Below are 23,725 nucleotides of genomic sequence, written 5' to 3'. Positions count from 1 at the left end.
TAAAGGAAGATGACAATATGGAAAATCAAAAGCAATATCCAATGACTCAAGAAGGTTTTGAAAAATTAGAGCGTGAACTTGAAGAATTAAAAACAGTTAAGCGTCCTGAAGTTGTAGAGAAAATTAAAGTTGCACGTTCATTTGGTGACTTATCAGAGAACTCTGAGTATGATGCAGCAAAAGATGAACAAGGATTCATCGAACAAGATATTCAAAGAATTGAGCATATGTTAAGAAATGCATTAATCATTGAAGATACTGGAGATAACAACGTTGTTAAAATTGGTAAAACAGTAACGTTTGTAGAATTACCAGGTGATGAAGAGGAAAGTTATCAAATCGTTGGTTCAGCTGAATCAGATGCATTTAATGGTAAGATTTCAAATGAATCACCAATGGCTAAAGCGTTAATTGGTAAAGGTTTAGATGATGAAGTTCGTGTTCCACTACCTAATGGTGGCGAAATGAACGTAAAAATTGTTAATATCCAATAAATGATCAAATAGATTGTTTAATTGCGCGATTGAAGTGTGTTAATGATACTTCGGTCGTGCTTTTTTATATTCAAAATCAAAAAATCGGACAGATGAAAAGTAAAAATTTTCCATCAGACCGAATGATAGCAGAACCTAAATTAGTGTAAGAGTTACAATATTAACTACTCCATTTTAAAAAAGCAAAATATTTCCGAGAAAACAAATTGATTATCATTTGTTATTGTATGCGATTTGAATTACTTATTAAACAACTTGTGCTTCTCAATGATACAATGAAAAGGTATTCAATACTGGTTTATTGCAATACAAAGGGGGATTTAAAGTGGATGTAAGATTTATTAACGAGCAGACAATTATGATTTATTTTGAAAATAAAATATCCGAAGAGACATATCGTAATGTCACAGCAATGGTACGGTGGATACGAGAAAAAGAAATATTAGAAATTCAAGATATTGTCCCTTCGTATCGAGCAGTTCTAATATATTTTGATGAACAAGCTATAACATCTTCTAAATTAATTGAAAATTTAGAACTTAACAAATTTAATGAAAAAAATGTTCATGCTGTGAATCAAACCAATCGTATTATTAAAATACCTGTTCAATATGGTGGTACATATGGACCAGATATTGAAGAAGTAGCAAAGCATAATCGAATAACTGTTGAGCAAGTTATTGAAAAACATACAAGTAAACCTTATTTAATATATATGCTAGGATTTATGCCAGGATTTCCATACTTAGGCGGACTTGATGAACAACTACATACACCTAGACGTAATCAGCCAAGGTTAAAAATTCATGCAGGTTCTGTAGGTATTGCGAATAATCAAACAGGACTATATCCATCAGATTCTCCTGGCGGATGGCAAATTATTGGACGCACACCGTTAAAAGTATTTAGCAGCGAGCGTGAACCAATGTCAATGTACGAAGCAGGAGAATGGATACAATTTTATGCAATAGATGAACAGAAATTTATACAAATCGAAAGGGATATATCAGATGGCAACTTTAATGTTGATGACTGGGTGGTGATTGAAAATGTCAATTAAGATTTTACAACCAGGTCTCTTTTCAACGGTACAAGATCTAGGAAGAATAGGTTATGAACATATTGGATTTTCAGGCGCAGGTGCCATGGATCAATTTAGTTTTAAGGTTGCGCAGTCATTAATTAACAATGATGGTCCAGCGATTGAATATACTTTGATTGGTCCTACCATTCAATTTAATACGCAAAATACATTTGTTATAACCGGTGGTAGTATTAATGCTTCGCTAAATAATAAAACTATATCAATGAATTCTGTCATATTAGCTGAGAAAGGTGACATTTTAAAAATAGGTGCTATAACCAAAGGTGCACGCGGTTATCTTACTTTTGGTCATTCTATCAACGTACCTTCTATTGCTGAAAGTTATGCAACACATACCCGAAGCAGTATAGGAGGATTCAAAGGTAGAAAGTTATTAGCTAATGATGTAATAACAGTGAAAATAAATAATGACTTTAAAGAAAACATTGGAAAGACTATTCATTTACAGGACGATTTATTGCCAGAAAATAATATTATACACATTCTTCAAGGACCTCAATTCGAGGCATTTTCTGAAGAGGCTAGAGCGAAAATTGTAAATCATCCATATTTAATTACTGAACAATCAGACCGTATGGGCTATCGTTTGGAAGGTGACAGCGTTGCACCAATTAATCAAGCAGATATCATTTCTGAACCGGTTGCTCTTGGTAGTGTTCAAGTACCAAATGATGGTCAACCTATTATTCTGCTTAATGATAAACAAACGATAGGTGGTTATACCAAAATTGCAACTGTATGCAAATTTGATCTGCCAAAGTTAGCACAGATGAAACCAAAAGATACAATTCAATTTAAATGGATATCATTCCAAGAAGCTGTAGATAAGAATCGGGAACAAATGTCTCTGTTTAATGAAATTCTTAAGAGTCATCAAAAGACTCCAATTTTTGATACATCTAGCTTGCGACATACTTCGAAAAAATTAGCAACAATTTTAAAAGGGGATTTGTAAAATGAATATTGAAAAAATCGAACAAATAATCAAATTAGTGAAGGAAAATGATGTTAAGAAATTTAAATATAAAAATTTTGAAGATGAAATAGAAATTGACTTCACTGACTCGAATCATTTGGCTGCACACAGTAATCAATCAAATCAAAGTATGAACAATAATGATTTGACAGCTTCAAAAGCGAATGATAACTCCGATGTTTCGACAAATGATTATCATGACATTAAATCACCAATGGTAGGTACATTCTTTTTACAAGATAGTAAAGAATTAACTGAACCAATTGTGAATGTCGGTGACAAAGTTAACAAGGGAGATATTATAGGATATGTTGAAGCGATGAAAGTATTAAACGAGGTAACAACAGATGTTGCTGGAGAAATTACTGAAATAGTAGCTGATCATGGCACAAATGTTGAATACGACCAAGTTTTGGTACGTATTAAGTAAAGGGGGTAAGTAAATGCTTCGTTGTTTAATTGCGAACAGAGGTGAAATTGCTGTAAGGATTATAAGAGCTTGCAGAGAATATGGGATTGAAACTGTAGCAGTTTATGCAAAAGGGGACGAGCAAAGCTTGCATGTACATTTAGCAGATCAAGCTATATGTATTGGGGAAGCTAATGCTTTAGATAGTTATTTAAATATTGACCGCATCATATCTGCTGCACAAATCACTGGTGCTAATGCAATTCACCCAGGATATGGCTTTTTATCAGAATCAACAAAATTTGCTCAAACCGTTGAGGAACAAGGCATAGCGTTTATAGGGCCTACTAAAAAAACGATGGAAATGATGGGGGATAAAATAACAGCAAGACAAACAGTTCATCATGCAGGTGTTCCTGTGATTCCAGGATCAAATGGTGCTGTGAATCATGTGTCTGAAATTGAGAATCTTGCCAAAGACATCGGTTATCCAGTTGTTATCAAAGCTGCCAGTGGCGGTGGTGGTAAAGGTATACGTATTGTAAAGAAAGCTGAAGATTTAGAAAAGGCATTTAAAGAAGCTAAAAGTGAAGGAAAAAAATACTTTGATGATGATCGTGTTTATGTTGAGGCTTTTATACCTGTTGCAAAACATGTTGAAGTTCAAGTTATGGGAGATGGGCAGGATAATTATGTACATTTAGGGGAACGTGATTGTTCTGTACAACGTAAAAATCAAAAATTAATCGAAGAATCTCCTTGTGCAGCATTAACTGAAGAACGACGACAACAAATATGTAACGATGCTGTTAAAGTTGCACGTGCAGCAAATTATAGAAGTGCAGGTACGATTGAATTTTTAGTAACTGATACCGCACATTACTTTATTGAAATGAATGCTCGAATACAAGTTGAACATACTGTTACAGAGATGCGAGCAGAACGTGATTTGGTTGCAGCACAACTGTATTTATTGGAACATAATCATTTACCTTTTTCACAAAGCGATATTCAATTTAATGGTCATGTGATAGAAGCGAGAATAAATGCCGAAAATCCTGAAAAGAAATTTCAACCAACACCAGGTAAAGTGACAGCGTTACATTTACCTCAAGGCTTTAATGTGCGAGTCGATTCTTTACTATATCACGGTTATCAAGTTTCACCATATTATGATTCTTTAGTAGCTAAAGTAATTGTAAAATCTCATGATAGAGCTTCAGCAATTGATAAGTTGAAAGTCACCTTAGATGAAATGGTGATAGATGGATTTTCTACAACTGCCGATTTTTTATATGCAGTTTTAAATTATCCACTATATCGTGATGGAGATGCAAAAGATGTTGATATTAAATTTTTAGAAAAACATCAAATTGTTAAAGGGGTGGAATTATAATGCGAGTTGATTTGAATTGTGATTTAGGCGAAGCATTTGGAAATTATTCCTTTGGTGGTGATCATCAAATTATTCCGTTAATTACAAGTGCGAATGTTGCTTGTGGTTTTCACGCTGGTGATGAAAATGTAATGAATGAAACGGTAAAACTTGCCAAAGCACATAATGTTGCAGTAGGTGCACATCCTGGTTTACCTGATTTGAAAGGCTTTGGCAGACGAAATATAGATATCTCTAACGACGAGATTTATAATTTGATGATTTATCAATTAGGTGCATTACAAGGGTTTTGTCGCATTCATCAAGTTAAAATTAATCATGTTAAACCGCATGGTGCATTGTATCAGATGGGTGCAAAAGACAGAGAAATAGCAAACGTTATAGCACAAGCTGTTTATGACTTTGATCCATCACTAGTGTTAGTAGGATTAGCAAATTCATATCTAATTTCAGAAGCAAAGAATGTCGGATTAATTACAGCTTCTGAAGTGTTTGCTGATAGACGATACGAAGATGATGGGCAGCTCGTTAGTAGAAAAGAAAGTGATGCTGTGATTACTGATACTGACGAAGCACTTAAGCAGGTTTTAAAGATGGTGAAGGAAAATAAAGTTATTTCAAAAAACAATAAGGAAGTAACGTTACAAGCAGATACAATTTGTGTGCATGGTGATGGAGAACATGCATTATTATTTGTTTCGAAAATTAGAGAAATTTTAATGAAAGAAGGCATTGATATTCAATCCTTATAGGGGGCTAAAAAAATGGGGAGAAATTTAAAGTTTAAAAAAGAAAGTGACTTTGAATTCACAAAAAATCATAAAAGGTTATTATTAGGTTCTGTATTTTTGATGGCAACTTCTGCAATTGGGCCAGCATTTTTAACGCAAACAGCAGTATTTACATCACAATTTTTTGCAAGTTTCGCATTTGCCATATTACTGTCTATCATCATTGACATTGGTGCACAAATTAATATATGGCGCATATTAGTTGTAACTGGTTTAAGAGGTCAAGAAATATCAAATAAAGTTGTTCCTGGGCTTGGTACTGTTATCTCAATATTGATTGCATTTGGTGGTCTAGCTTTTAATATTGGTAATATTGCTGGTGCCGGTTTAGGTTTAAATGCAATTTTTGGATTAGATGTAAAATGGGGCGCAGCTATTACTGCAATCTTTGCAATATTAATCTTTGTAAGTAAAAGTGGCCAAAAAATTATGGACGTTGTTTCAATGATTCTTGGTATTGTGATGATTTTAGTTGTGGCATATGTGATGTTTGTTTCTAATCCACCTTATGGTGATGCTTTTGTGCATACATTTGCGCCAGAACATCCAATGAAATTAGTCTTGCCAATCATTACGTTAGTTGGTGGAACAGTAGGTGGTTATATTACCTTTGCAGGTGCACATCGTATATTAGACTCTGGCATTAAAGGTAAGCAATATTTACCATTTGTAAATCAATCAGCAATTGCTGGTATTTTAACTACAGGTATTATGAGAACGTTACTATTCCTAGCGGTATTAGGAGTTGTTGTAACAGGTGTGACACTAAGTTCTGAAAATCCACCAGCGTCAGTTTTTGAACACGCAATTGGACCAATTGGAAAGAATATTTTTGGTATTGTGTTATTTGCTGCAGCTATGTCATCAGTAATTGGCTCAGCATACACAAGCGCAACATTTTTAAAAACACTTCATAAATCACTTAACGAAAGAAGTAATTTAATTGTGATTGTGTTTATCGTTATTTCAACAATGATTTTCTTATTTATTGGAAAACCAATCAGCCTTTTAATTATAGCAGGCGCGATAAATGGATGGATTTTACCTATTACGTTAGGTGCAATTTTGATTGCAAGTAAAAAGAAATCAATTGTTGGTGATTATAAACACCCAAATTGGATGTTCATCTTTGGTATCGTTGCAGTACTTGTTACAATATTGACAGGTATATTCTCATTCAAAGAAGTACTTCAGTTATTTTAAAAGACATTTTGACTAATAGCATCACTGTAAATGTTGTTAGTATTAGGCAAGATGTATTTTGATTTCCGGTGATTCATTTATAAAGCATAATTAGATATATTTGTTGAGAGTGGTGCATGACAAATGTACTGCTCTTTTTGTTGTGTATCAGTATTGTGATGTTTTAATGCGAATATTATATGAATCATTATGAAATTTAATAAAAATAAAAGAAATGATTATCATTTTTTCTGATATACTGTTAAACGGTTTGGAATTTTTAAGTATACACTGTATTGGTTGATATAACTCAACTAATAATTGCGAACATGGTATTTCAAATTGGAAAGTATTATGAGTGTGATACATAAATCAAAATTGTAGGCTCAAGAACCACTACATAATAAACCATAAGCGGTTCTTTATCATTTATGTCTCGCTCTCAAATGTAAATTAATAATTGTTTTGGGGGAGTTTGAAGTTAAATATTTAACAGGATTTATTTTAATATTATTGTTAGAAGGAATTTTTACAAATTCAGCAAGTGCAATCGAATATTCAGACTTACATCATAAAAGTAAACTAAATTCAAAGCGTCTATATAATGCTAAGGTGTCATTTGCTAATCCAACTGATCTTGAAAATAAAAACACAAACGATAGACTGTTGAAGCATGATTTGTTATTTCATGACATGTTCGTAAATGTTGCTTCGAAAAAGGATTTTAAAGTTGAATTCGAAAATGAGGCACTTTCAAAGAAATTTATAAATAAGAATATCGATATATATGCTGGAAGCTATAGCTATGAATGTCATGGGGGAGCAACCAATAAAACGCAATGTAGTTATGGTGGTGTTACTTTAAGTGACAATAATAAATAAGATGATTATAAGAATATACCTTGTAATTTATGGATTGACGGACATCAAACAGAAATAGAACTAACTGCAGTAAAAACGAAAAAGAAAATTGTTACCATTCAAGAATTAGATGTTCAATTAAGAAATTATTTGAATGAGAAGTATAAGTTGTACGAACAAGGTGGCGACATTGTTAAAGGGTATGTTAAATATCATAATGATGATGAACAAAATGTAGAATATGATTTTTATAATTTAAATGGTGAGTATGGTTATGAGGTATTAAAAATGTATGCTGATAATAAAACTATCAATAGAGACAAATTGCATTTAGATATCTATTTATTCAAATCATAATTTAATTAAGTTAATCATTAATAATCTTTGACAGTGAAATATAAAGTACCTGACATTATATTGTTACAAATGAAAACAGCAGTAAGGATGCTAACACTTAGAAAAGTCTTACTGCTATTTTCTATTAGAATTATCTTTAATGCACACAGGAATTCGATACGAAACAAATATGATTAACTGTGTAATTACAAAATAAAACTACTATAGTAAAAAGAAGATAAAGACGATGATAATAAATGCATCGAATATAATTTTCTTGATGTTTTTATCAACAACATCAGGTAAGGACATAAGTATAAATCCTAGAATTAGAGTGTAGCGACATATGTTCATAATTGTTGCTGTAAACTCGATATTAAATGAAAACTTTAAAAATATACTTATAAATAAAATGACAAACGACGCAATTGCAATAAAACTGCCGTATGTAGCTATCTTTGTTACGAGACTATTTTGATTATTTTCAGCCATTGTAAAATCCTCTTATTTCATCATTATTATTTTAAACATATCATTTTCCTGTTATTTAATAAAGTTTCTTGACACGATTGGTTGATGTAATTGATATGATTAGTTTTTGAAAAATAGACAAATTAGAAGCATCGAATTCACTGTTATGAGTTCAAAAATAATTATTTATGATACCAAGTTATTGAAAGAGCTTTTTATAAAAATAAAGCAAAAGTTTTATACAGTAATGAAAATCATGATACTTGTCGTTGTAGTGATTAAAATGTGATAAAATAACAAATGCTAGGATTTTTTAAAAGAGGTGAATCAAAAGATGATTGGTATAATTGGTGCCATGGAAGAAGAAGTAACAATATTAAAAAATAAATTAACACAATTAAGCGAAATTTCAGTTGCACATGTTAAATTTTATACTGGCATTTTAAAAGATAGAGAAGTAGTGATTACCCAAAGTGGCATTGGAAAAGTTAATGCTGCAATTTCTACGACATTATTAATTAATAAGTTTAAACCGGACGTCATTATTAATACAGGTTCTGCTGGAGCTTTAGATGAAAGTTTAAATGTAGGTGACGTTCTTATAAGTGATGATGTAAAATATCATGATGCAGACGCAACAGCATTTGGTTATGAATATGGACAAATACCACAGATGCCGGTAGCATTTCAATCAAGTAAACCTTTAATAGAAAAAGTATCTCAAGTTGTACAACAACAACAATTAACAGCTAAAGTAGGCTTAATTGTAAGTGGTGATAGCTTTATCGGTAGTGTTGAACAACGCCAAAAAATTAAAAAAGCATTTCCAAATGCGATGGCGGTTGAAATGGAAGCAACTGCAATTGCACAAACATGTTATCAATTTAATGTACCATTTGTTGTAGTTCGTGCAGTTTCAGACTTAGCAAATGGAGAAGCGGAAATGAGCTTCGAAGCATTTTTAGAAAAAGCAGCTGTATCATCAAGTCAAACTGTTGAAGCATTAGTGTCTCAATTATAAAAAGGTAAAGGTGAGTTAAATGGGTTTAGTTCGCAAGTTTTTTATGCCGAATTCATATGTTCAATCAATATTTCAAATTGATTTAGACAAGTTAGTGGACAAAGGCGTTAAAGGTATTATTACAGATTTAGATAATACGCTAGTAGGTTGGGATGTTAAAGAACCTACAGAACGTGTTAAAGCATGGTTTAAGGAAGCTAATGAAAAAGGAATCACTATTACAATCGTGTCTAATAATAATGAGTCTCGTGTTGCTAGTTTTAGTCAGCATTTAGACATCGATTTTATTTTTAAAGCGAGAAAGCCAATGGGGAAAGCGTTTGATAAAGCAATAACTAAGATGAATATCAGACCAGATCAAACTGTTGTTATAGGTGACCAAATGCTTACTGATGTATTTGGTGGTAATCGTCGAGGTCTATATACAATTATGGTTGTTCCAGTTAAACGAACTGATGGCTTTATTACTAAGTTTAATAGATTAATTGAAAGACGATTATTACGTCATTTCAGTAAAAAAGGTTATATCACATGGGAGGAAAATTGATTGTCTGACATTTTAAAATGTATCGGTTGTGGTGCACCACTTCAATCTGAAGATAAAAATAAACCTGGTTTTGTACCAGAGCATAATATGTTTCGTGATGACGTGATTTGCAGACGTTGTTTCCGCTTGAAAAATTATAACGAAGTTCAAGATGTAGGATTAGAAAGTGAAGACTTTTTAAAATTATTATCAGGACTTGCGGATAAAAAGGGTATTGTCGTCAATGTCGTGGATGTATTTGACTTTGAAGGATCATTTATTAATGCAGTTAAACGTATTGTCGGAAACAAAAAAATCATTTTAGCAGCAAATAAATTGGATTTATTGCCGAAACAAATTAATAAACGTCGAGTTAAAGAATGGTTAAAACGAACAGCAAGAAAATATGGTTTGGAAGCTGACGATGTCGTATTAATTTCAGCTGAAAAAGGCTGGGGCATAGACGACTTATTATCATCAATTGCGAATATTCGAGATAATGAAGATGTGTATATTGTAGGGACAACGAATGTTGGGAAATCTACATTGATTAATAAACTGATTGAAGCTAGTGTTGGTGAAAAAGATGTAGTAACAACTTCAAGATTCCCTGGAACAACTTTAGATATGATAGATATTCCTTTAGATGAATCATCATTTATGTATGATACACCAGGTATTATTCAAGATCATCAAATGACGCATTTAGTTAGTGAAAAAGAATTGAAAATTATTATGCCTAAGAAAGAAATAAAACAACGCGTATATCAATTAAATGAGGCGCAAACATTATTCTTCGGCGGTCTAGCGCGCATAGATTATGTATCAGGTGGTAAACGTCCGTTAGTTTGTTTCTTTTCTAATGACTTGAATATACATCGTACTAAAACGGAGAAGGCTAATGATTTATGGCGTAATCAACTTGGCGATTTATTAACGCCACCTGGAAATCCACAAAATTTTGATCTTAATGAGATAAAGGCTGTTAGACTTGAAACAGGCAAAGAGAAACGCGATGTTATGATCTCTGGTCTAGGCTTTATAACTATAGGGCCAGGAGCTAAAGTAATCGTTCGTGTTCCTAAAAATGTTGATGTTGTATTAAGAAATTCTATTTTATAAGGTGATTAAAAAAATGAAATTTGCAGTTATCGGAAATCCTATTTCACATTCCTTGTCGCCCGTTATGCATAGAGCAAATTTTAATTCTTTAGGATTAGATGATACTTATGAAGCTTTAAATATTCCAATTGAAGATTTTCATTTAATTAAAGAAATTATTTCGAAAAAAGAATTAGATGGCTTTAATATCACAATTCCTCATAAAGAACGTATCATACCGTATTTAGATCATGTTGATGAACAAGCGATTAATGCAGGTGCAGTTAACACTGTTTTGATAAAAGATGACAAGTGGATAGGGTATAATACAGATGGTATTGGTTATGTTAAAGGATTGCACAGCGTTTATCCAGATTTAGAAAATGCATACATTTTAATTTTGGGCGCAGGTGGTGCAAGTAAAGGTATTGCTTATGAATTAGCAAAATTTGTAAAGCCCAAATTAACTGTTGCGAATAGAACGATGGCTCGTTTTGAATCTTGGAATTTAAATATAAACCAAATTTCATTAGCAGATGCTGAAAAGTATTTAGCTGAATTCGATATCGTTATTAATACAACACCAGCGGGTATGGCTGGAAATAACGAAAGTATTATTAATTTAAAGCATCTTTCTCCCAATACTTTAATGAGTGATATTGTTTATATACCGTATAAAACACCTATTTTAGAGGAAGCAGAGCGCAAGGGAAACCATATTTATAATGGCTTAGATATGTTTGTTTACCAAGGTGCGGAAAGCTTTAAAATTTGGACTAATAAAGATGCTGATATTAATTCTATGAAAACAGCAGTTTTACAACAATTAAAAGGAGAATAACATATGCTTACTGGCAAACAAAAAAGATACTTAAGAAGTTTAGCACACAATATTGATCCTATTTTTCAAATTGGAAAAGGCGGTATCAACGAAAATATGATTAAACAAATAGATGATACGTTAGAAAACAGAGAATTGATTAAAGTACATGTACTACAAAATAACTTTGATGATAAAAAAGAATTAGCTGAAACATTAAGCGAAGCTACGCATAGTGAATTAGTGCAAGTGATTGGATCTATGATAGTGATTTATAGAGAATCTAAAGATAATAAAGAAATTGAATTGCCATAATAATGAAAAAGATAGTACTTTACGGCGGTCAGTTTAACCCTATCCATACTGCACATATGATAGTAGCTAGCGAAGTATTTCATGAATTACAGCCAGATGAATTTTATTTTTTACCTAGTTTTATGTCTCCATTGAAAAAGCACCATGATTTTATAGACGTTCAGCACAGATTAACAATGATACAGATGATTATCGACGAGCTTGGTTTTGGAGATATTTGTGACGATGAAATTAAACGTGGTGGTCAAAGTTATACCTATGACACGATCAAGGCATTCAAGGAGCAACACAAAGACAGTGAGTTGTACTTTGTTATTGGGACGGATCAGTATAACCAACTAGAGAAATGGTATCAAATTGAATACTTAAAAGAAATGGTTACTTTTGTAGTTGTAAATCGAGACAAAAATAGTCAAAATGTTGAAAATGCTATGATTGCAATTCAGATACCTAGGGTAGATATAAGTTCGACAATGATTCGACAAAGAGTTAGTGAAGGGAAATCTATCCAAGTTCTTGTTCCTAAATCCGTTGAAAACTATATTAAGGGGGAAGGATTATATGAACATTGAAAAAGCAAAACAGCTTGCAAAAGAGAAACTGCCAGAGAAACGTTATAATCATTCTTTAAGAGTTGCAGAAACAGCGATTAAATTGGCAGAAATTTATGATGGAGACACTAGTAAAGTAGAATTAGCAGGTGTATTACATGATTTCTGTAAATATGATGATTTAGGTAAAATGTATCAAATTGTTCGACAATACGAATTAGGTAATGATCTACTGAGTTATGGTAGTGAAATATTGCATGGCCCTGTGTGTGCAGCAATCATGGAACATGAATATGGTATCAATGATGAGGAAGTATTAATGGCTATCAAATACCATACTACTGGACGTCAACAAATGACAAAAACTGAAAAACTGATTTTTATTGCTGATTACATCGAACCTGGAAGAACAATCCCAGGAGTTGATGATATTCGAGATATGGCATACAATCAAGGTAGTTTAGATAAGACAATTTATGAAATTTCTAAACGCACAGTATTATTTTTAATACAGAAAGATATTACGGTATATAATAAGACGATTGACTGTTTAAATTATTATAACTATAGTGACGAAAGAATAAAGGATGATTAAATGAATTCACAAGAATTATTAGCAATTGCTGTGGATGCAATTGACAATAAAAAAGGCGAAGATACGATTTCTTTAGAAATGAAAGGTATCAGCGATATGACAGATTATTTTGTTGTAACGCACGGAAATAATGAACGACAAGTTCAAGCGATTGCTAGAGCGGTGAAAGAAGTAGCCAATGAACAAAATATAGAAGTAAAACGTATGGAAGGATACAATGAAGCGCGTTGGATATTAATTGACTTAGCTGATGTTGTGGTACATGTTTTCCATAAAGACGAAAGAAATTATTATAATATTGAAAAGTTATATCAAGATGCACCATTAGAATCATATGGTCAGGTTGCGTATTAATTATGTCGCAATATGCAGAAATGAGCCTAGTGTACGATCAATTGACTCAAGATCAACCATATGAAAAATGGTTTGAAATTGTAAAAAATCACTGCAAAGATGAATCAAATATTTTAGATATTGGATGCGGTACTGGTAGTTTAACAGTTCAATTAGAAGCTTTAGGTAATGTTACTGGTATGGATTTAAGTGTTGATATGTTGACTGTTGCAGCTCAAAAATCAGCAAATGTAAATTGGCTTGAAGGAGATATGACATCTTTTGATTTGCAACAACAATTTGATATCATCACTATTTTTTGTGACTCTCTAAATTATTTGCAAGATGAAACTGCAGTGATTGAAACATTCATCAATGTTTATCATCATCTGACTGATTCAGGTGTATTTATTTTTGATGTACATACTGTTTATAAAATGATGACTTTGTTTAATAATCAAAGTTATATTGATGATAAAGGGGACATTTTTTTAGCATGGGATGCTGTGCAAGGAGATTTACCTTTAAGTGTTTATCATGATATGACATTTTTCATTCGACATGAAGATGAAACATATTCAAGATTTGATGAGTCTCATTTTCAGAGAACATTTGATGAAAAGACATATTTGTCTTGGTTAGCTCAAGTTGGTTTTAAACATGTTGAAACATTTACTGATTTTAATATAGATGAACATAATGAAGATGCAGAAAGATTGTTTTTCATTGCGAAAAAATAAAAGTAAAACCACTCGCTCAGACGTGTATAAAGTTGAGGAGTGGTTTTATTGTATCAATTTTTATTACGCTATAAAGATTTTTTAACTCAATGGAAGTTATATATTATAAGTGCTGTTGTTTTAATTATGGTATTAATTGGTTTTATATTCTGGAGACAAGATGATTATACTTCAAGAAATTTTGAAAATAAAGATACTGCTCTGAAACAAAGCACTAGTGAAAATAGTAGTTTGTCCAAAGTAGAAGATGTCCAGGTCAAAGATGGAGATAATTCCAAAAATAAGGGTCCTGTATATGTCGATGTAAAAGGTGCTGTTAAACATCCTAATGTTTATAAAATGACATCTAAGGATAGAGTAGTTGATTTACTTGATAAAGCACAATTATTGGAGGATGCAGATGTAAGTCAAATTAATTTGTCTGAAAAATTAACAGATCAAAAAATGATTTTCATACCTCATAAAGGACAAAAGAATGTTGAACCACAAATTGGAGTAAACAGTGTGCATGTAAAAAATGGGAACACAAATAATACTAAAGTAAATTTAAATACCGCATCTGTATCAGAATTGATGTCTGTTCCTGGAGTAGGGCAAGCTAAAGCTAATGCAATTGTTGAATATCGCAACCAACAAGGTGCATTTCAAGAAATTGACGATTTGAAAAAAGTAAAAGGTTTTGGAAGTAAAACTTTTGATAAACTGAAATCTTATTTCACGATATAATGGATTATTTTAATTGCAAATTTTATTTTTTGTGATTAATCTTATATTATTAGAAAATGTTACTAAATTTTAAGTATGGAAGGTGAATATCTTGGAAAGAATCAAATGGGAAGAATATTTTATGGCACAAAGTCATTTGCTAGCATTACGTTCAACTTGTCAAAGATTATCTGTAGGTGCAACGATTGTTAAGGATAATCGTATTATTGCTGGTGGTTATAATGGCTCTGTAGCTGGCGAGGTGCATTGTATAGATGAAGGATGTTTAATTGAAGATGGACATTGTATCAGAACGATACATGCAGAAATGAATGCTTTATTACAATGTGCAAAACAAGGTGTATCTACTGAAGGTGCAACAATCTATGTTACTCATTTTCCATGCCTAAATTGTACAAAGTCAATTATTCAAGCAGGTATAAAGCGTATCTACTATGCAGAAGATTATCATAACCATGAATATGCAACTAAATTACTCAAACAATCTGGTATTGAATTTAAAAAAATTCCATTTTCACCAGAATATGTTGCTAAATATCTGACTAAAGGTTAATGTTTTGCTGTATGTCGCGTTATCAATGATTGTAGGAGTGCTTTGGAATTCTAGCAAAGTGCTCTCTACATTTCTTTTCATTTTACTTTTGTATATTACTTATCGTAAAAATAAAATCGTTTATGCCCCTATTTCTCTCTTTTTAATCATTTTCTCCTCATGGTATTTACATTATTCACAACAAGCAATATTTAATTATATCAATTATATTGAACGTAATTCTCAGTTTAATGAGCGTGCTCAAGTAATCCAAATTCAACGTCAAGGTAGTGACACATATAAAGGTAGGTTGAGTTTAAAAAATGAAATATATCCTTTCTTTTTAACAGATAAAAAGAATTTTGATTTAAAGAAAATTGAAAGTCGTAATTGTATTGTTAAAGGACAATTCAAAGTTAATGACAATAAGTTTGTAACTCTTAAATTACAAAGTATAGTTGTACAAAGCTGCCTAGAATCGAACCGGTCTAATTTAATTGAGAAACATAAACAGTTTATAATGAATCGAATTTATGATTCGGGTATTAAGTTTCCGGATCGTATTATGGCATTGATTACTGGTGACGTAAAAGAAATTAATGAGCAATTTAAGGAACGTGTTAAAGAGATAGGTATATATCATTTGCTGGCAGTTAGTGGCTCGCATATAGCTGCAATTGTATTTTTAATTTACCAACCTTTAAAACGATTAAATTTACCTTTATTTGTCATTAAAGGAATTACAATTATTGTATTAGCTTTATTTGCTCAATACACAAATTATGCACCTAGTGCTGTAAGAGCTATAATAATGACAACTCTTGTACTGCTTATTACTAAGCAAATTAAAATAAAGGGTATTCAGCTATTAGCATTTGCATTTATAATTATGTTTATTTTAAATCCACTAGTTGTTTATGATATTGGATTTCAATTTTCATTCATCATTTCATTTTTTATTATGCTACTTTTTCCTTTTTTACAGCAATTGTCAAAGTTACAATCATTATTCATAATTACGTTTATTGCACAATTAGCTTCATTTATCGTTGCCATTCCAAACTTTCATCAACTTCAATGGGTGGGATTTTTATCTAATTTGATTTTTGTACCGTACTATTCGATTATATTGTTTCCGCTATCTATTTTATTCTTTATTACAAGTCATTTTATTGTGGGATTAACGCCGCTAAATTACTTGGTTGACCTAAGTTTTAATTTTCATGACTGGTTACTAGACCTATTCACAAGAATCAAGCAATCACATTTTTCTGTTCCCAAGTTTAATGATTGGATATTTATAATATTTATAATTTCTGTTTATTACATATTTTGGTTATTGGCTAAACGTAAATATATATTGGTTACGTTTTGGACTATAATTATTCTGACATTATTAATAACGTTTCCAACAAATTCACATCACAAAATTACAATGTTAAATGTGGGGCAGGGAGACAGTATTTTATATGAAGGTGGTAAGAACCAAAATGTCTTGATTGATACAGGTGGGAAAGTGATTGATGATACTAAACAACCTAGTTATTCAATTTCTAAATATCATATTTTACCAACGCTAAATGAAAGAGGGATAAATGAATTAGAGTATCTAATTTTAACTCATCCACACAATGACCATATTGGTGAAGTGGAATATATTATTAGTCATATTAAAATTAAACATATAGTGATATACAATAAGGGATATAGTAGTAATACATTGATGTTATTATCGAAATTAAGCCATAAGTATAACATTAAACTTATGGATGTAAGACAAGTTAGTAGTTTTAAACTTGGAGATAGTAGTTTTCTATTTTTTGATAGTTTTATTCCAAATAGCCGAGATAAAAATGAATATTCTATTATTACTATGATTACATATCAAAATAAAAAAGTTTTATTAATGGGCGATGCTAGTAAAAATAATGAATCTTTACTACTAAAAAAATATAACTTGCCGGAGATTGATATTTTAAAAGTAGGACATCATGGGAGCAAGACAAGTAGTTCTAAAGAATTTATAGAGATGATTAAGCCTAAAATAAGTTTGATTTCTTCTGGGAAGAACAATATGTATCATCTTCCTAATATAGAAGTTGTTAAACGATTGCAAAGGATTCGCAGTCGCATTTACAATAGTCAACAAAACGGTCAAGTTACAATTGACTTAGATGATAATTTAAAAGTTGATTCAAACTCTTATGGAAATGCAAGTGGTTTATAGATACAGAAACATGATATAATCTATTGATGTGTCAAACGAATGAAAGGGTGTAATGAATGAGCGACAATATTGTAGCTATTTATGGAGATGTGCCTGAATTGGTTGAAAAACAAAGTGCAGAAATCATATCACAATTTTTGAAAAGTGATAGAGATGACTTTAACTTTGTGAAATATAATTTATACGAAACAGAGATTGCACCAATTGTTGAAGAAACATTAACATTGCCTTTCTTTTCAGATAAAAAAGCAATTTTGGTTAAAAATGCATATATATTTACAGGTGAAAAAGCGCCAAAAGATATGGCTCATAATGTAGATCAATTAATAGAATTTATTGAAAAATATGATGGCGAAAATTTGATTGTCTTTGAGATATATCAAAATAAACTTGATGAAAGAAAAAAGTTAACTAAAACTTTAAAAAAGCATGCAAGGCTTAAAAAAATAGAGCAAATGTCTGAAGAAGAAATAAAAAAATGGATTCAAAGTAAATTAAATGAGAATTTCAAAGATATCAAAAGAGATGCATTAGATTTATTTATTGAGTTGACAGGTATTAACTTTAATATTGTCTCACAAGAGATAGAAAAGTTGATTTTATTTTTAGGCGATAGACCAACAATTAGTAAGCAGGATGTTAACCAAATTATTAATAGAAGTTTAGAGCAAAATGTATTTTTACTGACTGAATACATTCAGAAAAGAAAGAAAGAACAAGCAATTCATTTAGTAAAAGATTTAATAACTATGAAAGAAGAACCAATTAAATTACTTGCACTAATTACAAGTAATTACCGATTATTTTATCAATGTAAGATTCTGAGTCAAAAAGGATATAGTGGACAGCAAATTGCTAAAACAATAGGAGTACATCCATACAGAGTAAAATTAGCGTTAGGACAAGTAAGACATTATCAACTTGATGAATTATTGAATATTATAGATGCTTGTGCGGAAACTGATTATAAACTTAAATCATCATATATGGATAAACAGTTAATACTGGAATTATTCATTCTATCTTTATAAAAAATAAAAGTTCAAGCATGCGCTTGAACTTTTATTTAAAAAGATTATTTATTTGCAGTCATTAATTGTGATTTAATACGGTCAGCTTTGTTTGAATGTATTAAATTACTTTGAGCAGCTTTGTCTACTAACTTAACTGCTAAGCTTACTAATTCATTTTTATTATCAGCGTTATTTGAAACAGCTGTTTTAGCGTTTTTAACTGCTGTACGCATTGCACTCTTTTGTGAAATGTTGCGTGCTTCAGCTTTTTCAGTTGTTTTTACACGTTTAATTGCAGATTTGATATTTGCCATTTCTGTCACCTCCTAAAAGTGAGTTCATCTTATCAAAATTTTATTTGATTACAACAAGAAATATTTTAACAAAAGTCTAACCGTTGTGCAATCATTTATTTGATGGGGTGAGCTTAAAATTTTGCAGATTTAATAAATTGTGTTGGAAACACAATCAATACGTTTTATAATTATAAGTACGTAATTAACATATTAACATATCGCAAGTATGTATTTAAATAAAGATTGTTATAATTTCAAAGTTCATCCAAGATTATGGCGTTTGCATTTACCTATTAAAAACGTTATTATATCAAAGATGCGAAAGATAATACGGGTTTATTTTATGAAAGTGAGAAGGATAAAATGGATAATGAGCAACGCTTAAAAAGAAGAGAGAATATAAGGAATTTCTCGATTATAGCACATATTGACCACGGAAAATCTACATTGGCTGATAGAATTTTAGAAAATACCAAATCAGTTGAAACAAGAGATATGCAAGATCAGTTACTAGATTCAATGGATTTAGAAAGAGAACGTGGTATTACAATCAAATTAAACGCAGTACGTTTAAAGTACGAAGCTAAAGATGGAAATACTTATACATTCCATTTAATCGATACGCCTGGACACGTCGATTTTACATATGAAGTGTCACGTTCTTTGGCAGCTTGTGAGGGCGCGATTTTAGTAGTAGATGCGGCTCAAGGTATCGAAGCACAAACATTAGCAAATGTTTATTTAGCATTAGATAATGAGTTAGAGTTATTGCCTGTTATTAACAAAATTGATTTACCTGCTGCAGAACCTGAACGCGTGAAACAAGAAATTGAAGATATGATAGGTTTAGACCAAGACGATGTTGTTTTAGCAAGTGCTAAATCTAACATTGGAATTGAAGAGATACTAGAGAAAATAGTTGAAGTTGTGCCAGCTCCAGATGGTGACCCAGAAGCACCACTAAAAGCGTTAATATTTGATTCTGAGTATGATCCATATAGAGGGGTAATTTCATCGATAAGAATTGTGGACGGTGTTGTTAAAGCCGGAGATAAAATTCGAATGATGGCCACTGGTAAAGAGTTCGAAGTAACAGAAGTTGGAATTAATACACCTAAGCAGCTTCCAGTTGATGAATTAACAGTTGGTGATGTTGGTTATATTATTGCAAGTATTAAAAATGTTGATGATTCTAGGGTTGGTGACACCATCACATTAGCTAGTAGACCTGCATCAGAACCATTGCAAGGTTATAAGAAAATGAATCCAATGGTATATTGCGGACTGTTCCCAATAGATAACAAAAATTATAATGATTTAAGAGAAGCATTAGAAAAATTACAATTGAATGATGCATCATTAGAATTTGAGCCTGAATCGTCACAAGCATTAGGTTTTGGTTATAGAACTGGTTTCTTAGGTATGTTACACATGGAAATAATTCAAGAAAGAATTGAAAGAGAATTTGGTATTGAATTAATTGCAACTGCACCATCTGTAATTTATCAATGTGTTTTAAGGGACGGTTCAGAAGTGACGGTTGATAACCCAGCACAAATGCCAGATCGTGATAAAATTGATAAAATATTTGAGCCATATGTTCGAGCAACTATGATGGTTCCAAATGACTATGTCGGTGCAGTAATGGAATTATGTCAACGTAAACGTGGACAATTTATAAATATGGACTATTTAGATGATATTCGTGTAAATATTGTTTATGAATTACCTTTAGCTGAAGTTGTATTTGATTTCTTCGATCAACTTAAATCTAATACTAAAGGATATGCATCATTTGATTATGAATTCATCGAAAATAAAGAAAGTAATTTAGTCAAGATGGATATTTTATTAAACGGTGATAAAGTGGATGCGCTAAGCTTCATAGTTCATAGAGATTTTGCATATGAACGTGGTAAAGCATTAGTTGAAAAACTTAAAACGTTAATTCCAAGACAGCAATTTGAAGTACCTGTACAGGCTGCAATAGGACAAAAAATTGTAGCGCGTACAAATATTAAATCAATGGGTAAAAACGTTTTAGCTAAATGTTATGGCGGTGACATAAGCCGTAAACGTAAATTACTTGAAAAACAAAAAGCAGGTAAAGCTAAGATGAAAGCAGTTGGTAATGTTGAAATTCCACAGGATGCTTTCTTGGCTGTATTGAAAATGGATGACGAATAATTTTTTGAAAATCAATCTACAATTTACAATGAATAAAGTTTAATAACTAAAAAGAGGGAGCCTAGGATAAATTAACGTCCTGGGCTTTACAATGTTATATTGGCAGCCATCGACAGAGTTAAAAATGAGCTTATAACAATGGGGCCCCAACATAGAAGCTGACGAAAAGTCAGCTTACAATAATGTGCAAGTTGGGGTGGGACGACGAAATAAATTTTGCGAAAATATCATTTCTGTCCCACTCCCTTATGCATGAGTTTTACTCATGTAATTCTATTTTTAAGTACATATTACCTCTGGCTAATGTGTAAGAGCCACTACATAATAAATCATTAGAGGTACTTTATTATTTCTATCTCACTCTCTCTTAACATTTATAAATATCAAAATGAATCGATATATTAGACAATCATTGATTAAACGTTAAAGTTAAAAGTAAGAATAATTGCAGATAGTCCAACAGGATATAGCCGATTGGATAAACAGTCTGAGAAGCGGGGCATTAAAATGACGGTACAAAGTGCATATATACATATTCCATTTTGTGTAAGAATATGTACATATTGTGATTTCAATAAATATTTTATACAGAATCAACCTGTAGATGAGTACTTAGATGCACTAATAACAGAAATGTCTACAGCAAAATATAGGAACTTAAAGACCATGTATGTAGGTGGCGGCACACCAACGGCCCTTTCTATTAATCAGTTGGAAAGATTACTTAAAGCAATACGTGATACGTTTACAATCACAGGCGAGTATACATTTGAAGCAAATCCTGATGAGTTAACTAAAGAGAAAGTCCAACTATTGGAGAAATATGGAGTAAACAGAATTTCAATGGGCGTTCAAACATTCAAGCCGGAGTTATTGTCTGTTTTAGGTAGAACGCACAATACTGAAGATATTTACACTTCGGTGTTAAATGCTAAAAACGCAGGTATTAAATCAATCAGTTTAGATTTAATGTATCATTTACCGAAACAGACGATTGAAGATTTTGAACAAAGTTTAGATTTAGCTTTAGATATGGATATTCAACATATTTCGAGTTACGGCTTAATACTTGAACCTAAAACCCAATTTTATAATATGTATAGAAAAGGGTTGCTCAAACTTCCTAATGAGGATTTAGGTGCTGACATGTATCAGTTGCTGATGTCTAAGATAGAACAATCTCCTTTCCATCAATACGAAATATCTAATTTTGCATTAGATGGCCATGAATCAGAACATAATAAGGTTTACTGGTTTAATGAGGAATATTATGGATTTGGAGCAGGTGCAAGTGGTTATGTAGATGGTGTGCGTTATACGAATATCAATCCAGTGAATCATTATATCAAAGCTATAAATAAAGAAAGTAAAGCAATTTTAGTATCAAATAAACCTTCTTTGACTGAGAGAATGGAAGAAGAAATGTTTCTTGGGTTGCGTTTAAATGAAGGTGTGAGTAGTAGTAGGTTCAAAAAGAAGTTTGACCAATCTATTGAAAGTGTCTTTGGTCAAACAATAAATAATTTAAAAGAGAAGGAATTAATTGTAGAAAAGAACGATGTGATTGCACTTACAAATAGAGGGAAAGTCATAGGTAATGAGGTTTTTGAAGCTTTCCTAATAAATGATTAAAAAAAATTGAAATTTCGAGTCTTTAACATTGACTTACTTTGACCAATTTGATAAATTATAATTAGCACTTGAGATAAGTGAGTGCTAATGAGGTGAAAACATGATTACAGATAGGCAATTGAGTATATTAAACGCAATTGTTGAGGATTATGTTGATTTTGGACAACCCGTTGGTTCTAAAACACTAATTGAGCGACATAACTTGAATGTTAGTCCTGCTACAATTAGAAATGAGATGAAACAGCTTGAAGATTTAAACTATATCGAGAAGACACATAGTTCTTCAGGGCGTTCGCCATCACAATTAGGTTTTAGGTATTATGTCAATCGTTTACTTGAACAAACATCTCATCAAAAAACAAATAAATTAAGACGATTAAATCAATTGTTAGTTGAGAATCAATATGATGTATCATCAGCATTGACATATTTTGCAGATGAATTATCAAATATATCTCAATATACAACTTTAGTTGTTCATCCTAATCATAAACAAGATATTATCAATAATGTACACTTGATTCGTGCTAATCCTAATTTAGTTATAATGGTTATCGTATTTTCATCAGGTCATGTTGAGCATGTACATCTTGCTTCAGACATACCGTTTAATAATGACAAACTAAATACAATATCAAATTTTGTTACAAACAAACTAACTGAGTTTAATCAGAATTTACAAGATGATATTGTCTCTTTTGTTCAATCAGAGCAGGAAGAAATATTTATCAATAAATTGTTAAATACGATGAATAATCATATTTCTAATCAAAGTAATAGCATTTATATGGGTGGAAAGGTTAAACTTATTGATGCATTGAATGAAAGTAATGTATCTTCAATTCAGCCCATTCTACAATATATAGAATCAAATAGAATTGCAGAATTATTACAAGATATATCTTCACCAAATATTAATGTAAAAATTGGTAATGAAATTGATGACAGCTTAAGTGATATTTCAATTGTAACAAGTCAATATCATTTTGATGAAACGTTAAAAGGTCAAATCGCTGTTATTGGACCTACAGCTATGCATTATCAAAATGTCATTCAATTATTAAATAGAATTTGGTAATGATGGATTAG

At 31.4% G+C, this 23,725-nt stretch carries 25 protein-coding genes and 1 pseudogene; 24 read left to right on the top strand and 2 right to left on the bottom strand.

The annotated features are described in order from the left end of the window. Positions 1-17 precede the first annotated feature (17 nt). The 8 genes and pseudogenes from greA (at position 18) to sel26 (ending at position 7,571) form a co-directional block, all read left to right on the top strand. Positions 18-494, top strand: a complete 477-nt coding sequence (gene greA / locus JQN76_RS11815; protein WP_000431312.1) for a transcription elongation factor GreA — start codon at positions 18-20, stop codon at positions 492-494. A 325-nt stretch (positions 495-819) separates the two neighbouring features. Then, entirely contained in the window at positions 820-1,554 is a 735-nt protein-coding gene (pxpB, locus tag JQN76_RS11810; RefSeq protein ID WP_000383180.1) for a 5-oxoprolinase subunit PxpB, read from the top strand. Continuing rightward, positions 1,544-2,554, top strand: a complete 1,011-nt coding sequence (locus JQN76_RS11805) for a 5-oxoprolinase subunit C family protein (protein WP_000023317.1) — start codon at positions 1,544-1,546, stop codon at positions 2,552-2,554. Before pxpB ends, JQN76_RS11805 begins: the two co-directional genes overlap by 11 nt. A gap of 1 nt (position 2,555) precedes the next feature. Then, the gene (locus tag JQN76_RS11800; protein WP_001019340.1) at positions 2,556-3,005 is read left to right on the top strand and encodes an acetyl-CoA carboxylase biotin carboxyl carrier protein; all 450 of its coding nucleotides are present in this window, start codon (positions 2,556-2,558) and stop codon (positions 3,003-3,005) included. Between the two features lie 13 nt (positions 3,006-3,018). Beyond that, complete coding sequence (locus tag JQN76_RS11795; RefSeq protein WP_000942744.1) at positions 3,019-4,380, top strand: acetyl-CoA carboxylase biotin carboxylase subunit; 1,362 nt, start codon at positions 3,019-3,021, stop codon at positions 4,378-4,380. After that, positions 4,380-5,132: a 5-oxoprolinase subunit PxpA gene (pxpA, locus tag JQN76_RS11790; protein WP_001261795.1), complete on the top strand. Its 753-nt coding sequence runs from the start codon at positions 4,380-4,382 to the stop codon at positions 5,130-5,132. Before JQN76_RS11795 ends, pxpA begins: the two co-directional genes overlap by 1 nt. A 12-nt stretch (positions 5,133-5,144) precedes the next feature. After that, positions 5,145-6,374 (top strand): NRAMP family divalent metal transporter, encoded by a 1,230-nt coding sequence (locus JQN76_RS11785; protein WP_001836907.1) that lies wholly within the window; start codon positions 5,145-5,147, stop codon positions 6,372-6,374. 444 nt (positions 6,375-6,818) lie between these two features. Next, positions 6,819-7,571 (top strand): annotated as a pseudogene (gene sel26 / locus JQN76_RS11780) (staphylococcal enterotoxin type 26). A 201-nt stretch (positions 7,572-7,772) separates the two neighbouring features. Here sel26 and JQN76_RS11775 read toward each other — a convergent pair. Continuing rightward, positions 7,773-8,042, bottom strand: a complete 270-nt coding sequence (locus tag JQN76_RS11775) for a hypothetical protein (RefSeq protein ID WP_000829750.1) — start codon at positions 8,040-8,042, stop codon at positions 7,773-7,775. Positions 8,043-8,355: 313 nt separating this feature from the next. Here JQN76_RS11775 and mtnN point away from each other — a divergent pair, with 313 nt between their 5' ends. The 13 genes from mtnN (at position 8,356) to holA (ending at position 18,539) form a co-directional block, all read left to right on the top strand. After that, the gene (gene mtnN / locus JQN76_RS11770; RefSeq protein WP_000579275.1) at positions 8,356-9,042 is read left to right on the top strand and encodes a 5'-methylthioadenosine/S-adenosylhomocysteine nucleosidase; all 687 of its coding nucleotides are present in this window, start codon (positions 8,356-8,358) and stop codon (positions 9,040-9,042) included. 19 nt (positions 9,043-9,061) lie between these two features. Then, positions 9,062-9,589, top strand: coding sequence for a YqeG family HAD IIIA-type phosphatase (locus JQN76_RS11765; protein ID WP_000524902.1), 528 nt, complete (start codon positions 9,062-9,064; stop codon positions 9,587-9,589). Continuing rightward, positions 9,590-10,690: a ribosome biogenesis GTPase YqeH gene (yqeH, locus tag JQN76_RS11760; RefSeq protein WP_001280136.1), complete on the top strand. Its 1,101-nt coding sequence runs from the start codon at positions 9,590-9,592 to the stop codon at positions 10,688-10,690. 13 nt (positions 10,691-10,703) lie between these two features. Continuing rightward, the gene (gene aroE / locus JQN76_RS11755; RefSeq protein ID WP_000666748.1) at positions 10,704-11,510 is read left to right on the top strand and encodes a shikimate dehydrogenase; all 807 of its coding nucleotides are present in this window, start codon (positions 10,704-10,706) and stop codon (positions 11,508-11,510) included. A 3-nt stretch (positions 11,511-11,513) separates the two neighbouring features. Then, on the top strand, positions 11,514-11,804 hold the full coding sequence (yhbY, locus tag JQN76_RS11750; RefSeq protein WP_000955231.1) for a ribosome assembly RNA-binding protein YhbY: 291 nt from the start codon (positions 11,514-11,516) through the stop codon (positions 11,802-11,804). Positions 11,805-11,806: 2 nt separating this feature from the next. Next, positions 11,807-12,376, top strand: coding sequence for a nicotinate (nicotinamide) nucleotide adenylyltransferase (nadD, locus tag JQN76_RS11745; RefSeq protein WP_000725162.1), 570 nt, complete (start codon positions 11,807-11,809; stop codon positions 12,374-12,376). Further along, positions 12,366-12,950, top strand: a complete 585-nt coding sequence (gene yqeK, locus JQN76_RS11740) for a bis(5'-nucleosyl)-tetraphosphatase (symmetrical) YqeK (protein ID WP_001019320.1) — start codon at positions 12,366-12,368, stop codon at positions 12,948-12,950. Before nadD ends, yqeK begins: the two co-directional genes overlap by 11 nt. Next, entirely contained in the window at positions 12,951-13,304 is a 354-nt protein-coding gene (rsfS, locus tag JQN76_RS11735; RefSeq protein WP_001088020.1) for a ribosome silencing factor, read from the top strand. Between the two features lie 2 nt (positions 13,305-13,306). Further along, positions 13,307-14,023: a class I SAM-dependent DNA methyltransferase gene (locus tag JQN76_RS11730; protein WP_000084829.1), complete on the top strand. Its 717-nt coding sequence runs from the start codon at positions 13,307-13,309 to the stop codon at positions 14,021-14,023. 39 nt (positions 14,024-14,062) lie between these two features. Next, positions 14,063-14,749 carry a ComEA family DNA-binding protein gene (locus tag JQN76_RS11725; RefSeq protein WP_072353822.1) on the top strand — a complete coding sequence of 229 codons (687 nt, stop codon included), beginning with the start codon at positions 14,063-14,065 and terminating at the stop codon, positions 14,747-14,749. Between the two features lie 91 nt (positions 14,750-14,840). Continuing rightward, on the top strand, positions 14,841-15,302 hold the full coding sequence (locus JQN76_RS11720) for a ComE operon protein 2 (protein WP_000439693.1): 462 nt from the start codon (positions 14,841-14,843) through the stop codon (positions 15,300-15,302). 4 nt (positions 15,303-15,306) lie between these two features. After that, positions 15,307-17,508: a DNA internalization-related competence protein ComEC/Rec2 gene (locus JQN76_RS11715; protein WP_001815444.1), complete on the top strand. Its 2,202-nt coding sequence runs from the start codon at positions 15,307-15,309 to the stop codon at positions 17,506-17,508. A gap of 56 nt (positions 17,509-17,564) precedes the next feature. After that, the gene (gene holA, locus JQN76_RS11710) at positions 17,565-18,539 is read left to right on the top strand and encodes a DNA polymerase III subunit delta (protein WP_001836898.1); all 975 of its coding nucleotides are present in this window, start codon (positions 17,565-17,567) and stop codon (positions 18,537-18,539) included. A 44-nt stretch (positions 18,540-18,583) separates the two neighbouring features. On the opposite strand, the gene rpsT is transcribed toward holA, so the two are convergent. After that, positions 18,584-18,835, bottom strand: coding sequence for a 30S ribosomal protein S20 (gene rpsT, locus JQN76_RS11705; RefSeq protein WP_001274017.1), 252 nt, complete (start codon positions 18,833-18,835; stop codon positions 18,584-18,586). A 345-nt stretch (positions 18,836-19,180) separates the two neighbouring features. Between rpsT and lepA the strand changes: the two genes are divergently transcribed. The 3 genes from lepA (at position 19,181) to hrcA (ending at position 23,714) form a co-directional block, all read left to right on the top strand. Further along, positions 19,181-21,004 (top strand): translation elongation factor 4, encoded by a 1,824-nt coding sequence (gene lepA / locus JQN76_RS11700; RefSeq protein WP_000368341.1) that lies wholly within the window; start codon positions 19,181-19,183, stop codon positions 21,002-21,004. A 507-nt stretch (positions 21,005-21,511) separates the two neighbouring features. Beyond that, the gene (hemW, locus tag JQN76_RS11695; protein ID WP_000218105.1) at positions 21,512-22,636 is read left to right on the top strand and encodes a radical SAM family heme chaperone HemW; all 1,125 of its coding nucleotides are present in this window, start codon (positions 21,512-21,514) and stop codon (positions 22,634-22,636) included. Positions 22,637-22,736: 100 nt separating this feature from the next. Then, the gene (hrcA, locus tag JQN76_RS11690) at positions 22,737-23,714 is read left to right on the top strand and encodes a heat-inducible transcriptional repressor HrcA (RefSeq protein ID WP_000627140.1); all 978 of its coding nucleotides are present in this window, start codon (positions 22,737-22,739) and stop codon (positions 23,712-23,714) included. Positions 23,715-23,725 lie beyond the last annotated feature (11 nt).

Origin of the sequence: Staphylococcus sp. SM3655, from assembly GCF_016917315.1 — a bacterium.
In the GTDB taxonomy this organism is placed as follows: Bacteria; Bacillota; Bacilli; order Staphylococcales; family Staphylococcaceae; genus Staphylococcus; species Staphylococcus aureus.
Note: the sequence above shows the minus strand (reverse complement) of the source record. Positions and strands in the feature narration are given on the sequence as shown.

Excerpts from the sequence above, each read along its gene's own strand:
- pxpA (WP_001261795.1), top strand. The coding sequence starts at position 4,380 with ATGCGAGTTGATTTGAATTGTGATTTAGGCGAAGCATTTGGAAATTAT.
- yhbY (WP_000955231.1), top strand. The coding sequence starts at position 11,514 with ATGCTTACTGGCAAACAAAAAAGATACTTAAGAAGTTTAGCACACAAT.
- aroE (WP_000666748.1), top strand. The coding sequence starts at position 10,704 with ATGAAATTTGCAGTTATCGGAAATCCTATTTCACATTCCTTGTCGCCC.
- mtnN (WP_000579275.1), top strand. The coding sequence starts at position 8,356 with ATGATTGGTATAATTGGTGCCATGGAAGAAGAAGTAACAATATTAAAA.
- JQN76_RS11805 (WP_000023317.1), top strand. The coding sequence starts at position 1,544 with ATGTCAATTAAGATTTTACAACCAGGTCTCTTTTCAACGGTACAAGAT.
- JQN76_RS11795 (WP_000942744.1), top strand. The coding sequence starts at position 3,019 with ATGCTTCGTTGTTTAATTGCGAACAGAGGTGAAATTGCTGTAAGGATT.
- greA (WP_000431312.1), top strand. The coding sequence starts at position 18 with ATGGAAAATCAAAAGCAATATCCAATGACTCAAGAAGGTTTTGAAAAA.
- JQN76_RS11765 (WP_000524902.1), top strand. The coding sequence starts at position 9,062 with ATGGGTTTAGTTCGCAAGTTTTTTATGCCGAATTCATATGTTCAATCA.
- rsfS (WP_001088020.1), top strand. The coding sequence starts at position 12,951 with ATGAATTCACAAGAATTATTAGCAATTGCTGTGGATGCAATTGACAAT.
- nadD (WP_000725162.1), top strand. The coding sequence starts at position 11,807 with ATGAAAAAGATAGTACTTTACGGCGGTCAGTTTAACCCTATCCATACT.
- JQN76_RS11785 (WP_001836907.1), top strand. The coding sequence starts at position 5,145 with ATGGGGAGAAATTTAAAGTTTAAAAAAGAAAGTGACTTTGAATTCACA.
- rpsT (WP_001274017.1), bottom strand. The coding sequence starts at position 18,835 with ATGGCAAATATCAAATCTGCAATTAAACGTGTAAAAACAACTGAAAAA.
- JQN76_RS11775 (WP_000829750.1), bottom strand. The coding sequence starts at position 8,042 with ATGGCTGAAAATAATCAAAATAGTCTCGTAACAAAGATAGCTACATAC.
- hrcA (WP_000627140.1), top strand. The coding sequence starts at position 22,737 with ATGATTACAGATAGGCAATTGAGTATATTAAACGCAATTGTTGAGGAT.
- lepA (WP_000368341.1), top strand. The coding sequence starts at position 19,181 with ATGGATAATGAGCAACGCTTAAAAAGAAGAGAGAATATAAGGAATTTC.
- JQN76_RS11730 (WP_000084829.1), top strand. The coding sequence starts at position 13,307 with ATGTCGCAATATGCAGAAATGAGCCTAGTGTACGATCAATTGACTCAA.
- hemW (WP_000218105.1), top strand. The coding sequence starts at position 21,512 with ATGACGGTACAAAGTGCATATATACATATTCCATTTTGTGTAAGAATA.
- yqeK (WP_001019320.1), top strand. The coding sequence starts at position 12,366 with ATGAACATTGAAAAAGCAAAACAGCTTGCAAAAGAGAAACTGCCAGAG.
- JQN76_RS11800 (WP_001019340.1), top strand. The coding sequence starts at position 2,556 with ATGAATATTGAAAAAATCGAACAAATAATCAAATTAGTGAAGGAAAAT.
- holA (WP_001836898.1), top strand. The coding sequence starts at position 17,565 with ATGAGCGACAATATTGTAGCTATTTATGGAGATGTGCCTGAATTGGTT.